General features: G+C 66.9%; 7 protein-coding genes and 1 pseudogene. 4 read left to right on the top strand and 4 right to left on the bottom strand.

The window, feature by feature from the left end:
- The coding region (locus tag AB0917_RS18985; protein ID WP_366820728.1) for a hypothetical protein at positions 1-517 on the bottom strand (517 nt) is incomplete at its 3' end.
- 198 nt (positions 518-715) lie between these two features.
- Positions 716-1,969: an IS701 family transposase gene (locus AB0917_RS18980; protein ID WP_366820727.1), complete on the bottom strand. Its 1,254-nt coding sequence runs from the start codon at positions 1,967-1,969 to the stop codon at positions 716-718.
- Positions 1,970-2,138: 169 nt separating this feature from the next.
- On the opposite strand from AB0917_RS18980, the gene AB0917_RS18975 reads away from it, so the two are divergent.
- Positions 2,139-3,128, top strand: coding sequence for a CehA/McbA family metallohydrolase (locus AB0917_RS18975; RefSeq protein WP_366820726.1), 990 nt, complete (start codon positions 2,139-2,141; stop codon positions 3,126-3,128).
- Positions 3,129-3,137: 9 nt separating this feature from the next.
- Here AB0917_RS18975 and AB0917_RS18970 read toward each other — a convergent pair.
- Positions 3,138-3,945, bottom strand: a protein-coding gene (locus AB0917_RS18970) for an IS5 family transposase (protein WP_366820725.1) whose coding sequence is annotated in 2 segments (ribosomal slippage) — positions 3,138-3,606 and positions 3,605-3,945 — 810 coding nt in all. Because the reading frame shifts where the segments join, the coding sequence is not laid out codon by codon here.
- Between the two features lie 676 nt (positions 3,946-4,621).
- Between AB0917_RS18970 and AB0917_RS18965 the strand changes: the two genes are divergently transcribed.
- Positions 4,622-5,935: a hypothetical protein gene (locus tag AB0917_RS18965; RefSeq protein ID WP_366820724.1), complete on the top strand. Its 1,314-nt coding sequence runs from the start codon at positions 4,622-4,624 to the stop codon at positions 5,933-5,935.
- Positions 5,936-6,329: 394 nt separating this feature from the next.
- Here AB0917_RS18965 and AB0917_RS18960 read toward each other — a convergent pair whose 3' ends face one another.
- Complete coding sequence (locus AB0917_RS18960) at positions 6,330-6,830, bottom strand: SMI1/KNR4 family protein (protein ID WP_366820723.1); 501 nt, start codon at positions 6,828-6,830, stop codon at positions 6,330-6,332.
- Between the two features lie 69 nt (positions 6,831-6,899).
- Here AB0917_RS18960 and AB0917_RS18955 point away from each other — a divergent pair.
- Together AB0917_RS18955 and AB0917_RS18950 are read left to right on the top strand one after the other, a co-directional pair.
- Positions 6,900-8,033, top strand: a pseudogene (locus tag AB0917_RS18955) (IS630 family transposase).
- A 1,433-nt stretch (positions 8,034-9,466) separates the two neighbouring features.
- Entirely contained in the window at positions 9,467-14,776 is a 5,310-nt protein-coding gene (locus AB0917_RS18950; protein ID WP_366820722.1) for a hypothetical protein, read from the top strand.
- Positions 14,777-15,327: the final 551 nt, after the last annotated feature.

Here is a 15,327-nt window from a genome sequence, read left to right as displayed (position 1 = left end):
TCAACTGCGCCACCAGCTGCTCCCGGCTGTCGATCACCTGGCGGCAGGTCTGTTCGAAATACGCCTGGTCCTCGAACGCCGCCGCCGCGCCGACGGTGAAGTCCAGCTTCGGCGTGAACTTGCCGACTGCCACTTGGTCACCGACCGCGACGTTGGGAAGCGTGGGGGTGGTGGACCACAGGTCGAGCTTGGTGTCGCCGTCAGTTTTCCACCCGTTGGGCGAGTCCTCACGGCTTTCGTAGACCCCGAAGTAGCAGGCCCTTTCCTGTATCGCGGTGGAGTTGCCCGGGGCCCAGGTGCCTTCGCACGGAAGGCTCGCTTCTATTTTCGCGCCGGGCTTGCCGAAGTCGCCGCCGATCCAGTGGACGTCGAGGTTCAGGTCGAAGTCGGCCCAGCGGGTGTATTCGCTGTTGTCGAACGAGCCGATCTTGCCCTGGCCGATGAGGGTTTGCGTGGCGATGAACTCGCCGTGCAGGTAGCACCCCGGGGGCCACAGGCCGCACTTGATGGCGGGCATCAGGACGAGTGTGTCCTGGCAGTAGGAGAACCGGTTCTTGATCCAGCCTGCCGCGTTGTCGGCGTCGTCGGCCGCGGTGCACTCGGCGGAGTCCTTGATGTACTTACTACTCCAGCAGCGGATCGTGTCCTGAGCTGCGTTTTCGGTAGTGGCAGCTGCGGGCGGTGGCCTGGCGACGTCTTCTCCAGGCCGACCAGTTCAGTGCGTGGGTGACGGGGTTGCGGTCGGTTCTTGGGTGGGGCAGCAGAGTGTCCATGAGCCGTCGGATCTCTGCCACGGTGAGCGGGACGATGGCTGATCCGTTTCTGCAACCCCCTTTGCGGTTGCGTCGTCGGCCTGGGCGGCGAGTGCGGCCAGGACGGCGTGGGCGAGCATGGCCAGGGTGATGTGCCGATACCAGCCGATGTAGCGGCGGACCTCGTACTCGTCCAAGCCGCACTCGTTCTTCGCGGCCTGGAAACACTCCTCGATCGCCCACCGGCTGCCGGCGATCCGGGCAAGTTCGTCGATCTCGACGCCGACGGGTGCGTGGGCGAGGTAGTAGGCGATCTCGCCGGGATCGGTCAGGCTGCGCCGGGCCAGCACCCAGCGGTGATGGGACGGCGGATCCGGGTCGAAGACGATGTTGGCAGGCAGTTTCGCCGCGGCCCAGTCATAAACGCGCGGGCCCTTGGCTCCGTCGCCGCAGGACAGCCGCTGCCAGGCATCGACGGGGGCTTCGTCGATGAGCTGGTCGATGCGCCAGGCACTGGCCAGTGACTTGATCTGCTGGGACTTGGGCACCGCGACGACGTAACCCAGGCCGAGTTGTTCGAGCAGGCGGCGGAAGTTCCAGTCCTGCCCGTACGCCTCGTCCGCGGTGACCCAGGCGGCCGGCAGGCCGGCGGCCAGACAGCGGCGGACGATTCCCCGGGCCAGCTCGCCCTTGGTGGCAAAGCCGCGTTCGTCAGGGATTTTCGCCGTCCGGCACCGCTCACGGTCCGAGGCCCATGCCTTCGGCAGGTAGAGCTCCCGGTCGACCAGGGCCCGGCCCGAACCGGTGGCGTAGGCGGCGAACACGCCGATCTGGCAATTGTCGATCTTCCCGGAGGTGCCGGTGTACTGCCGGCCCACCCCGGCCGAGGTGGTGCCCTTCTTGACGAACCCAGTGTCGTCGATGATCAGCACACCACCGGGGCCAAGGGACTCGCCGACGTAGGCGCGGACGTCGTCGCGCAGAGCGTCCGCGTCCCAGACACTGCTGTTCAACAGCCGCTGGAAACCGTCCGGAGTGCGGTGCCCCGCCCATTCCGCGAGCTGCCAGCCGTTTTTGCGTGGCGCCTGACCCAGCAGGCCGCGGACATAGTCCCGCATCCGCCAGCGCAGATCCGCCCGAGCGAACCGGCCCGCCACCCGAGCGAACAATGAATCCAACTCCGCGGCCCAGCCAGCGACTTCAGCAATCCCCTCCATACCAGGACAACGACAACTGCCAGCTCAGGACACGATCCGCTGCTGGAGTATTACTGATCGTTTCAGAATGAGATCTTGGTCTGACGTCTCGGCCGAGAGTGTGCTTAGCGTGCGATGGAACGGGTGTCCCGGTTGGCACGTTGGCTCGACAGGACTCTGGAGGAGAACCTTGTCGAGTTTGAGCTTCCCGTCGGCGCGGGCGGTCGGACGCGGGGCGGCCTGGTACCGCGGAGATTGCCACGTGCACTCCGTCCACTCGGACGGAGAACTCACCCCCGAAGAGTTGGCCGTCCGGGCGAGGGCGGCCAGGCTCGACTTCATCGCGACGACGGAGCACAACTCGGTCGCGGCCCCGGGGGTGTGGGGGCATTTGGCCGCCGATGACTTTTTGATTCTTCTCGGCGAAGAGGTGACCACGGAGACCGGGCACTGGCTCGCACTCGGCCTCGACCCGGGCGAGGTCGTCGACTGGAGCCACCAGGTCAGGGACGGACTGGTGGACAAGTGCTTGGACCAGGTCCACCGAGCAGGAGGCCTGTGCGTGGCCGCACACCCGCATGCGCCCTACCCCTCGGGCGACTTCATGTTCCCCTTCCTTGGCTTCGACGTGGTAGAGGTATGGAACGGACTGTGGACTTCGGACCGGCCCTGGAATGCCGACAACGAGGCGGCCCTGGCTGAATGGGGGCGGAGCCTCGCGGCGGACCTTCGCACGGGCTCGTGGCGGCCGGCGATGGGCAACAGCGATACCCACTTGGAAGGGCAGATAGGGATCCCTCACACCGTGGTCTTCGCTGAGGAACTGAGCACAGAGGCAGTGCTGGCCGGGATATGCGCCGGCCGCAGCTGGATCGCCGAGTCGGCGGATGTGGACGTGTCGTTCACCGCCCATGCGGCCGGCCGCGTTGCCGGGGTGGGCGAGCGGCTCGCGACTCATGGTGAGCAGGTGGAAGTGCGTGCGGCAGTACGAGGTGTGCCGGCGGGGACTGTCAGCTTCCACACCGATCGAGGAAAGGTCCACCGGGCCCCCCTCCCTGATGACGGGGCGGGAGCGGGGCAGTGGGACACGACAGCGGAACAATCAGCGTTCGTCCGCATCGAGGTCCGCCATCGCAGCGGGCACGTCGCCGCACTCACCAATCCGATCATGCTCAACTGACCGCTCATTTCATCGTGCGGTCCGCAGGCGGCGGAGGCACATGAGGCTGCATGCCAGTTCGAGCAGGCCCTGATGAAGGTCGGCGCGTCGTTCGTAGCGAATCCGGAGCCGTTTGAACTGGTGCAGCCAGGCGAAGGCCCGTTCCACCACCCAACGGACTTTGCCGAGCCCTGAGCCGTGGACGACGCCGGGTTGGGCGATCATCGGCTTGATGCCGCGTTTCCACAGCAGACGGCGGTATTTGTCGAAGTCGTAGCCCCGGTCGGCATACAGGTTCCGCGGCTTGCGGCGAGGCCGTCCTCGTAGCCCCCGGATTGGTGGGACCGTGTCGAGTAGCGGGAGCAACTGGGTGACGTCGTGGCGGTTGCCGCTGGTGAGTGTGACGGCGAGCGAGGTTCCGTGCCGGTCGACTATCAGGTGGTGCTTGGAGCCGGGCCGGGCGCGGTCTACTGGCGAAGGGCCGACATGATCCCCCCTTGAGGGCCCGGACATGCGAGCCGTCAACAGCGCAGTGTTCAAGATCCAGCAGGTCGGCGCGGCGCAGCTCGGCCAGCAGGGCTGCGTGCAGGCGAGGCCAGACGCCTGCCTCGGTCCAGTCTCGCAGGCGGCGCCAGGTCGTCACCCCGGAGCAGCCGACCGTTTCGGCCGGGACATCACGCCAGGCGACGCCAGTCCGCAGTACGTACATCACCCCGGTGAGGGCCGCCCGGTCGGGAACACGCAGTCGCCCGGGGTGGCGACGACGCCGCTCAGGAGGGGGTGGCAGGAGCGGAGCCACGCGCTCCCACAAGTCATCCGGAACAAGATCAGCACGCACCCGGACACCCTGCCGACCAAGATCGCTAGATGCAAGTCCTGCGGTTCAACTCATTCTGAAACGATCAGTTATACTAGTCGGCGGGCTTCCTACCATCGGCGAACTTGGTGGACGGTGTGGTGTAGGTCCGCTGAACACTTTCGCACAGGCGGCGTCCGACCCGAAATCCCCTTCCGCAGCGGGACGTTGCCCGTGGTCCGCCACTATTCCTACTCCAGGGACCTGGCCGACGACATCGACGGTCTGGCGGCCCGGCACCCGCGGGACCGTATTGGTGTCATCGTCAACACCATGCGCCTGGGCGCCGACTTGATGCGGCTCCTGGAACGCGTCGGCCTCGCCCACGAACCTCAGCTTTACAGCTCGGAGTCCTCGTCCGGTCGCTATCGCGACCTCGAACTCGCCCGCCCCGGCGTCGTCCACCGCGCCAGCACCAAGGCATCGGCTTCGTTATCGCCGACACGGAATTCGACTCCGTCACCGGCCCCACGGCGGCGACCTTGCGCATGGCGTACCAGGTCATGATCACCCGCACCCGGCAGCGGCTGGTGCTGGGCTGGCAGGGGAGCCGGTTGCCCCGGCATCTGGACGGGTTGGACGGATGGGCGGATTCGCGGGTTGGGATCGTCGCATTCGATGTCAGACGTAAGCTGCTGTCGGGAACAAGGGGGAGACGATGACTGACGACCGCAAGACGACCGTGCCGGTGTGGACGTTGGCGACCGCTGACGTCCGAGTGCCGGGATTGGCCGCGGGCGAGTCGATGACAGCTGAACGCCTGGCTGAACTGCGCGGAGTGCTGGCCGCTCTGGCCGACGAGCCGATCGTCACACTTGAGGTACATCCGCTGCCTGACAAGATCGACCGAGGCCGTGGCATTCCGCTCGACGCCGCGAGTCCCCTGGCGCAGCACCTGTCACAGTTCATCACGCAATCGACGCGAAGTTCTCTTACGGCGGCCAGAGCGACCGCTTCCGGCGAGAACCTATATCGCATGGTGGTCCCGGCGAAGGTCGCCGCCCAGTTCGGGCAGGGCATTGTCCGCCCGATGGTATCGAAGGGGGCGGTCGGCGGCATCTACGGTGAGCTCGTGAATTCGACGGGCAGGATCGCTTCCAAAGCGAGATTCGTGCCGGTCGGAGGCGCGGCAGCGGCGGGAACGGTCGGTGGGGCCGGTGCGACCGCCGGTGCCGCGGCCGTCGGCGGCACGGCGCTCACCGTGGCCGCTCCGCTCGTGCTCATGGCCGTGGCGGTGGGAGTGAGCGCGCACGCCGACCGCAGGCGCCAACAGGCCATCGAACACATCACGGAGCTGCTTGAGCGACTTCAGGAGGAGAAGCTCGACGACGAGCGCAGCACACTCGACGGCTGCCGTGGCGCCATCGACAAAGCCACGGCCATCCTGCTCGACCAGGGCAAGCTCGGTGTCTCCTTGGGACTCGACTCGGCGGTGCATGCCATCGACACGGCGCTGAGCAAGGCCGACGGCCGCTGTACCCGGTGGCAAGGCGCGCTCGAGGGATTGCGCGAGGGCGAGGCCGTGGAACTCGGCACGCTGACCAAGGCGTTCCCCGGCGTCGATGACCATGGCGGTACGTTCCGCACCCACCTCGAACTCGCTTCCCTGGCCATCGCGCTGAAGCGGCGAGTGGTTGTCCTCCAGGCCGTCGAGCACGCACAGAGCAACGACGGCAATCCGTTCGAGAACTTCACCCGCGAACTCAGGCGCGATCAGCAGCGCCTCGACGAAATGGAGTCGAACATCGCCGGTGTCCTGGTGCGCCTGTCGGCACTGGAGCTGGCACGCCCGAGCGGCTTGCGGGCGCCCGTCTTCACGACCGGTGAAGTGGATCGCCTCATGCGCGCGACGCACCGGATTCACCAGCTGGGCCGTGGCGTCACAGTCAATAGCCGTACGGCAGATGTGGCGATTGAGATTGCCCGCGACAAGGACGGCTCGGTGATCGTGTTCCCCGCGTTGCCGGCGTAGACGTATCGGTGTGTTCGGCTATGCGCGCAGGGCGCTGTCGCCCCAAAACGTCGACCAGTAGCGGTGGGCAGCCGGACCGGGACCGTGGTGGGTGCCGCGCAGGGTACTGAAGGCGCTGTCGTGATCGAAGACTGCCTCGATCCACAGCGCGCAGAATGGTGGTCGTCCAGAGCCGGCGGCCAGGACCTCACTGGAACTCAGGAGCCGCAGGCAGAGGCTGGCCTGCCCGGTGACGACCGGGTTGGGGCCGAGAACTGGCGTGAGCATTAGATGAATGCATGGTGCACTCCGTACCGGGAACTAGTGCCGCATCAGGCAACGTTCGCCTTTCCGCGACGTTGACGGGAACTGTCCTGCTGCTCGCGAGGTAAGCCGAATGTCTCGCGGTGGTGCTTCAGCCGAAGTCGCTGGCGGAAGTGAGGCCCTCGACGAATGACCCGAAGTCCGCTGCGAGGGCCAACTCCACGCTGAAGTCAGCGTCGAACCATCCGACTGAAGGTTCCCCGTGCCGGCCGCACGCCCGGTAGTCCAGCGCGATCCAGCAGGGTCCGTCGCCCGAGAGGAGCACGACAGGCGAGGGCAGACCCCATTCCTCGACCAGGTAGGGACTGTCGAGCAACGAGACTGTGCTTTCGCGGTGGCCGATGCCCATCACATGGTCGAACGGAACGTGGTCCTCGCTCCAGGAGGTCGGCCTGTCTGTCCGGAAAGCGTTCCGAGCACCTGTCACCTGGCCGCCGTTCTGAACGCGCAACAGATCAATCAGTGAAGCTGGGAGCGCGGCATCGAGCAGTCGTTCGGCGTCCCGCACAGCCTGGTCAGTCAGCGGCTGCTGCACCCCATAGTTGTTGCCGGCGTCCCAGAACGCGGGCAGCACATCGTCAGACCGAGCCATGAATTGAATCGTAGAGGCTATGGGCTGCGATTGCCCCCCAGAGGAGACTCAGGCGACCAGGATGATCACGTGGCTGAACGTGTGCGTGTACGGGAGATCGATGACGACGAGGGGCGGCGGCTATTGCAGATCGTTCGCCGGGGCACCGGGTCCGTGGTGACCTGGCGGCGGGCACAGATGGTGCTGCTCTCCGCGCAGGGCATGCCGGTGGACAAGATCGCAGCGGTGACGTTCACCAGCGCGGACCGGGCCCGGGACGTGATCCACAACTTCAACGCGGACAACTTCGACTCGCTGTATCCGAAGTACAAGGGCGGCTGTCCCAGAACCTTCTCGTTGCCTGAGCGGCGCGAGATCAAGAAGGTCGCCAAGTCCAAGCCTGCCGAGCACGGCCTGCCGTTTTCGACCTGGAGCTTGGTCAAGCTGACCGACTTCCTGGTCGCCGAGGGGGGTGGTCGACGACATCAGCCACGAGGGCCTGCGCATTGTGCTCCGCGAGGAGGGCGTCTTTTTTCAACGCGTGAAGACCTGGAAGTCCTCGAACGATCCCAACTACGAGGCGAAGAAGGTCCGTGTCGGGCACCTCTACGCCATCGCCGACGGCGAGGTCGTCCCTGAGAACGGCGAGCCAGATGTCATCTTCTGCATGGACGAGTTCGGCCCGCTCAACCTGCAGCCTCACCCCGGACGCCAGTGGGCTGAGCGCGGCGGCAAGGGCAAGGGCCCCGATCGCGAGCCGAGGCCGCGGCGCCGGGCCACCTACACCCGCCCGCACGGGGTCCGGCACCTGTTCGCGGCCTACGACCTGGGCAAAGACCAGCTCTACGGGCACATCGAGAAGACCAAGAATCGCTCGAGGTTCCTGGAGTTCTGCCGTTACCTGTGCAGTCTCCACCCGGCCGAGGTGCGCATCGCCATCGTGTGCGACAACTACTCGCCGCACCTGACCACGAAGCGGTGCCGTCGGGGGCGGACTGGGCCGAGGCGAACAACGTCGAAATCGCCTACACCCCGACCAACTCCTCGTGGCTGAACCGGATCGAGGCCCAGTTCACGGCCCTGCGCTACTTCACCCTTGACGGCACCGACCACGCCAGCCATAAGGAGCAGGGCAGCATGATCCGCCGCGACATCATTTGGCGGAACAAGCATGCCCAAGACGAGCGCCTTCACGACGTCGTGAACAGGGCGAACGTTGCCTGATGCGGCACTAGCATCCGGTGTGATCAGCACCCGGACGTCAGGACCGGAGGGCCCATCGCAAGGGATGGGTTCCTGAGACCCGTCGACTGCGCTGGGGAAGATCGTAGCTGCCCGAAGTATCGAACCCACCGGTTCAGGTCACCTGACGGCGCGCCGAACCTGCCGGCCCTACCGCAGTGTTGGGCAGGAGGAAGGCCGTCATTGGTGGGCTCGGAGGGCTTCGTAGATACGCGTTGCCGGTCTTGTCGACCGAGCAGCAAACCCCACCGGGCGTGGCCACACACTGTTCAAGGCTCTGACAACTCGACCCGGACGGACTTGCCGCGGGGCGGGGGAGGCATGCCCGCCGGTCGGAGGAGCGGCGGCGAGCAGCAGGCCACGTCCGCCGGTGCGGTCGGCGTGACACGACCGACATCGGACGTTGCGAGGCCGCTTCGGCGACAACCCTCCGTGAAGGCTGATGGGCACTCAGGCTTCTTTGACGTACCGTCACTCATTCACAATCATCTTGCACGTGCGTTGCACAAGGTGCTGAAAGACAACAGTGACCAGTGGAGTGCTGTGAAGGTGTATATCCGCAGGTCAGTTGGCATGTTGGAGTGTCGTGCCCCGTGCCCCCAACGGGCACGACACCCCGCCGCTGAGATGTCCCGGAAAACACCAGCCAGCGCGGTGACCTGCACGGATGAGGGGGATGTGGTCGCTGACCTGAGCGAATGGGCCTTCAGTTGTTTCATGCTCGTACCGGTTGATGAAGCCGGAAGTCCCAGAAATGTGCCAGAGGGCTACCACTGCCTGTAGGGACTCTTTCGGCTAGCGCAGGGCGTACGAGCGCCGTGTGGGCCGATGTTCGCGCATCGGTGGTCCGCCCTGAGTGAACAGAAACGCGCGTTTCACGAACGGGTTCGCGGCCAGTGAGGATCACGCGGCCTGGGAACCGTGTGACTGGCGGTCGGTCCTGGCCTCTACGCGACCGTGGGCTTCCAGGCACCAGGCGCCGTTGCGGGGGCGTGCGGAGGGCACCGGGGCCTGCCGCTCGTGTCTTCGGCCGCTCGTCGATCCGACGCCCCGACGTCTGCAGGCAGCGGTGACCAGGCGGTGTCCTCCGACAGTGCGCCTTCGGCGGCAGGCGTTGGGTGACGCGGTTCCACAGGACGGCGAAGGCACATTCCGATGCCCTGCAGCGAACGGCCTGCGTCCGCTGCAGCCGGTCGCAGGAGTCGCACGCTGAGGGAAATGCTTACGCTTGCGGTCGGTGACCTCGGCGAAGGCGATGAAGCAGCGTGCTCGAATGCGTGGAGCAGTGAGAGCGGCCGGCTACCTAAGTGTCACACGTTGTGACATTCACCAGAAATCATGCCCCCTGATTCGGTTGGATGGCACTGCCAGCTTCTGGCAGGCACAGGGTTGTGCACGAACGAGGGGGAACCGTCATGTCGTCCATGTGGGATGCCGCGGAGTGCGACCAATTCCGGTCGGCAGTACTCGCCCTGACCCGGCGGCGAGTCGAGATCTACAGGGATGCAGGCGAGACGTGGCGGTTCGCTGAGAGCCTGAAGTCCGTGAGTGAGGACACCGCCCAGGAGTATGAGGGCCGCACGATCCTCGAACTCCTCCAGAACGGCCACGACGCCATCGGTGAATCCGCCCCGGGAAGGATCGCCGTGCTGGTGGTCCCGCACGAGGACGACGGCGTCCTCTACGTCGCCAACGAGGGGGCGGTGTTCGCCGAGGAGAACTTCCGAGCCATCACCGAGCTGGCCCTGTCGAGCAAGGCGGCGGGTGCGGGAATCGGCAACAAGGGTCTCGGTTTCCGCAGCGTGCTGCAATTGACGGACTGGCCGGAGATCTACTCGAAGTCCTCACCCGACTCCCAGGTGTTCGACGGCTATTGCTTCCGCTTCGCCAGGCCCGGGGACGTGCGCACCCTGGTGGACGCCCCGGCACTCGCGGCCCGGGTGATCGAGGACATCTCCCCGCTGGCACTGCCGGTACCGGCCGACGCCACCGATCCCTTGCTCAAGGAGCTCGCCGAGGACGGATACTCCACGGTCGTCCGGCTGCCGCTGCGCGACCGGCACGCCTGGGGGCTGGCTGTGGCGCAGGCCCGGGACATGGCGGACGGAGAGGCGCCGCTCCTGCTCTTCCTCGATCGGGTCACCGAACTCCTCGTTGAGGTACGCGACGGTTCCGACACTGGTTTCCGAAGCGTTCTCTCGCGTGCCGAGTGTGCATCGGACCTGGTCGTCGCCTGCGAGAACGACTGGGTACGTGAGGTCAACCTTGCTGGGGCCGGCCGCTATTTGCTGGCACGCCGCACACTTGATTCCGAGGCCCTCAACGGAGCGATCAGCCGCAGCGCCCAGGCACGCGAGATCGACGCCGCCTGGGAGAACTGGGATGCCAAGGCATGGGTGGCGGTCGCGCTGCGCCTCGATGCGCCGCTCACCCACGGGCGCATGTACACCTTCCTGCCGATGGCTGAAGGCGTCCATGCCCCATTCTCCGGCCATGCCCATGCCCCGTTCTTCACCAAGCTGGCGCGTCTCGACATCAGCGAGACGGTGACCCTGAACGCCTTCCTCCTCGACCAGCTCGCCGTGTTGACGGTGGAACTGGGCAGGCGCATCCGCTCGCAGACCCCGCACCTCCGTGCCGCGGACCTCGTACTCGACCTCATGTGCTGGGACGAGCCAGACAGGCTGGATACCGCCCTGAACGAGAAGCTCGCTGCTGAACCGATCGTGCCCTTGCATGGCCGGGAAGCGTGGGGTTCGCTGCAGGACTCCTACGGATGGCGCCCCGACGGCAAGCGCTCCTGGCGCGTCCTCACCGCCGAGGCACTCACGAGGGCGGGAGCCGACCTGCTGACCCCGTCCGTCGGCCCGGCCCGCCACACGCGTCTGGACAAGCTGTGCAGAGCCGTACTCTCCAGGACTTTCCGCCCTCCGTCACTGCTGGTCGCAGAGTGGGCCGAGACCGTGGCCCGGTCACTGCTCGGCGGTGCGGAACCGGCAGGACAAGTCTGGGCGGACTTCTACAGCGACCTCTCCCATGCGTTCGCCCGGGACCAGGCCGTGCTGCGGGGGCGGCGCATCATCCTCACCCAGGACATGCAGCTGAGAAGCGCCCTCGGGGGCCGGACCGGGTCCGGCAGGCAGGATGCGACCGTCTTCTTCCATCCCGGGCCCAACGACATCACGGGCGGCGACACCGTCACCCGAGTCCCGGGCGACCTCAAGGCACTGCGGCGCCGTATCTCGTTCACCCACCCGGTGATCGCCTGGGACATTGCCGGACGCGGATTCCTCGAGCGCAACGAACTGGTGCGCTCCTACCAACTGGACCGCGTCTTCGATGCCCTGGACGACCTGCTCTCCGGCCATCCTTCGGAGGCGCTCCGTCGCGACGCCCTCACCTTCGCCTTCCGGCAGTACCCCCTGCTCACTCAGGCCCAGCGCCGACGGCTGGCAAGCATTCCCTTCCGGCTGCCGCTGGCCGGCACCGGCCGGTGGGACAGAGCCGCGCGCTGCTCCTTCTCACCCGCCTGGGGCACCGAGGGCGCGCGACGACTGGAGCGGTTCCTCGCCGAGGGAGGATCCCGGATTTCGGCCCTGGCCGCACAACGGGATCAGTGGATCAGCGGCCCCGACGACTGGCCCGCGCCGGTCCGGAATCGTGCGGACTACACCGAGTTCCTGGAAGCTCTCGGCGTGTGTGACGGCCTGAGGCCGGGAGCCATCGGGGAACGACTTGGGGCCTGCCAAGGATACGAACTACGGCCCTCGGGCCTTGCCATGCGCCTCGGACTGGAGGATGCTCTCGCCGAAGCCTGGCCGGCCGATGTCAGGAGTAGGTGGACCAAGTTCGCACACCCGTACACGCCGTACGAGTTCACGAAGGCGCCGGCTCACCTGGCGGGAGCGACCGAGGTCGCCGGGCTCGGCTCCGCCGCCAGACGCGAGTTCGCCGAACTGCTGATGCACGGGCTCCGCACCTGGGACGAGGAGGTGCTCACGGTCACGGTCCACAGGCCCACCTACCCCTTCAAGGACGCGCACGTTTGGCCCACTCCTCTGGCCTCATATCTCCGAAGCATGGACTGGCTCCCCGTGGAAGACCCGGAGGGCCTGTCCTTCGTTGAGCCCCACCGGGCCTGGTTCAGCGCCGACGGCGAACTGCCGGCCTTCGTGCCTGCGCTGCCCCTGTCGACGAGGCGCCTGCTTAGCGACAAAAGCGTCGTCGAGCGGCTGGTCCGGCTAGGACTCCGCAGGTGGGACGATCCGTACCACGCCGGGGCGGTGGTGAAACAGCTGGCGGATGTGCTCGACAAGGGTGACGTGCCCGAGTACCTCAGTGTCTCGTTCAAACGGCACTACGAGCGGGCGTGGTCGGACATCGCGCGGACGGGCCAGTGGCCCTGGGCACGGGGCGAGGGCGCCCGTCTCGTGGTCAGTCGCGCCCATGTGCTCGGCACCTTCGCCCCGTCGTCCGACGAAGTACCGGTCATCGTCTGTGACGAGACGGACCCTCTGAAGGAAGCCCTTATCGAGCCGACGGGGCATTCCGTCCTCGTAGCCCCGGCGGAGTCCGGTGACGCCGTTGTTCGCCTGGCTGAGGCGAATGGACTGAGGGCACAACGTACGTCGGCCACCCACGTGCAGGTCCGTCATCGTGACGGTGCCCCCATCACGCCGTCGGGGCAGGCGGCGGTGTTCATCAGAGGGAGGGAGTGGCTGGTCATCGTGGTCGCACTTGCCATGGAGCTCAAGTCCGGGGCGTTCGTGCGCCGCAGCGAGCGAGGCGTTCGTGCCGCGCTCGAACGACTTCGGGCCCTCCGCGTCGTACACGCCGATGACGTGGAGATCACCGTTTCCGGGACACCGGCCGAACCGCCGTCGTCGACGCGCGCTCTGCCGCTGCCGGACGACGATCACCCCACGGTGGTCGTCTGGAGGAGCGAGGAAGGCTGGGACGAACTGCAGGCGGGGACGCCCGCCATTGCACAGTTGCTGGGCAGGCCGTGGCTGCAGGACGCTCTGGAACTGGTCCTCGTGAAGCTGGAGCGGAGCTTCGGCGGCGTCAGTCCGACACTCGTCGACGACAGTGTCCTCGCCGCAGCGCTGGACACGACCGAGGCCAAGGTCGTGGAGATCCGGCGCAACCTTACCGGTGACGTGCAGGACACGGTGAGACTGCTCCGCCCGGTGCTGGCGTGTCTGGCCGCCGATGCCTGGGATGAGGAGGTCGCACACCTCCTTAACCGTGCAGCGGGTGAGTCTGAACTCGCCGGGATCATCGACCGACTGGCGTCCGATCTGCCGCTGCCGGCGGCGGAGCTGGTCGCCCTGGCCCGCTCCTGCACGAAACCGGCCGAGCTCAGGGACGAACTGCGTATCGACTTCCAGCAGTTCAATGCCGCGATGGCCGCCCTCGGTCCCGGATACTCCCCGGACTACTATCCCGACCGCCATGAACAGGTCTTCGGCGACTTCGTGCGTGCCCGCTTCGGAATCCTCCTAGACCGGCTCCGTGAGCGGTACGCCGCTGCCGCTCAGCAGGGCGAGGACATCTCCGGTTACGCGGCGGCCCGCGGTCTGCACGACCTCCAGCCGGTCCCGGACTGGCTTCCCCGCTTCATCACCCCGCCCGAAGAGGCGATGTGCGCCAGAGTGAGGGAGTGGCTCCGGGCACACGGAGCCGACGACGACCTCGAGCGGCCCACAGAACTCGAGCCCGCCGACCGACTACGCGCGCGCAACACGGCCGCACTCGACGCGCTCGTACCGACGTTGATCCCTTTGGTGACCGCCTGGTGCCACCGCCACGGCGTTCAGGTGCCTGCGGGATGGCATGGAGCGGTGCTGATGGAATGCAGGAGTCACATCGACGGGACCGGGCTGGGCGACCTGTTGCCACTGGGGGAGAAGCACCTGCTCGACGCGGTGGAGCGTGCCGTGGGATGGCCCGACGGAATGCCGCACGCCACGGACCCCGCGGCACTGGGCCTCACCGACAAGGACTTCGTGCCGACGGCGGCACCGTCCCAGGGCTCCAGCGGCTCCACCATCGTGGCTCCGCGTACGATCACCATCGGTGACGCCGAGGTCAGGGTCGGAAGCGATCAGCTCTCCACCATCGCGGACATCGCCTCGAGGACCGTGGACGAGGCATTCCTCGCCCAGTCGGGCAGGGTGCGCCTGGACACCGTGGCCGGTGTGCCCCGGCCGCGAAGCGGAAGCGGTTCCACCGCCAAGCCGCGCATCGTCGTCGCGAAGACGAAGCGGGCCAGTGAGGACCAGCGGTCTGCCATCGGCCTCGTCGGGGAGGTGGCCGCGCGCGCCTGGCTCCAGCGCCACTACCCCGACGTGCGGTGGGTGTCGGGCTATGCCGCCGTAGTCAACGGCGACGACGAGGCTTCCGACTCCCTCGGCTACGACTTCGAGGTCGCCTGGCGTGACACCACGCGGCTGTACGAGGTGAAGGCGCTGAGCGACCCGGTTGCCGAACGGGTGGAGTTCGAGCTCGGACCGTCCGAGGTGGACGCGGCCCGCAGTCACGCCCGGAGCAACCGCTACCGCATCCTGCTGATCACCCGCGCCCTCGTCCCGGAGGAACGCCGCGTCTTCGACCTGCCGAACCCGTTCTCGGCTCAGGGACGCGACCGCTTCAGGATGGTGAGCCGAGGGGTTCGCTACCAGTGCTCGCCCCTGGGAAAGGAGCGACCCGCCGGCTCGCACTGACGGAGTGACTTCAAGCCGTGATGGAGGTGCGCAGTCCTGTGTACCAGGAGGAGAGAAGCCTCCTTGGGTATTTCTCGTTGAGTTTCTCTCAGGTGGCCTGCCAGCACCTGGGATGTGGCAGGCGGAAGCAGACTCCCGTTTGAACCGTTGCGGGCAGGATGTCACCGTTGCGTGACTGGCCTCACGAGCAGCCGCGCAGTCAGTCCATGGCGAGAGGCTCCACCAGGGATTTGGCGGATCTCGAGGGACGATTCGTTGAGGAGGCCATGCCGTGGCAGCAACGGATGGAGATCGTCGCGAACTTCGGTCGAGTGATGACCGCCGCGCAGGAGCTGTGGACCCTGCACGGGCGCAGGAAGACAGCCCCGAGCGCGTGCCGGCCCAGAGTCACTGACGGTCGTCCGGGCCGCCGACGAGGCGGCAACCCGTGAGGAGGAGCGCCATGAACCCCGCCTCGCCGTGCACCGGCGCGGCGACACGGTGCTGCTGGCGTCCGAGTCCCTGCCCGGTACCGGACGGACTCGAACCCCCATGAACTGGCCGACTACGCG

This window comes from Streptomyces sp. NPDC007346 (genome assembly GCF_040703535.1).
In the GTDB taxonomy this organism is placed as follows: Bacteria; Actinomycetota; Actinomycetes; order Streptomycetales; family Streptomycetaceae; genus Streptomyces.
This window is presented reverse-complemented; position numbering and strand designations above follow the sequence as displayed.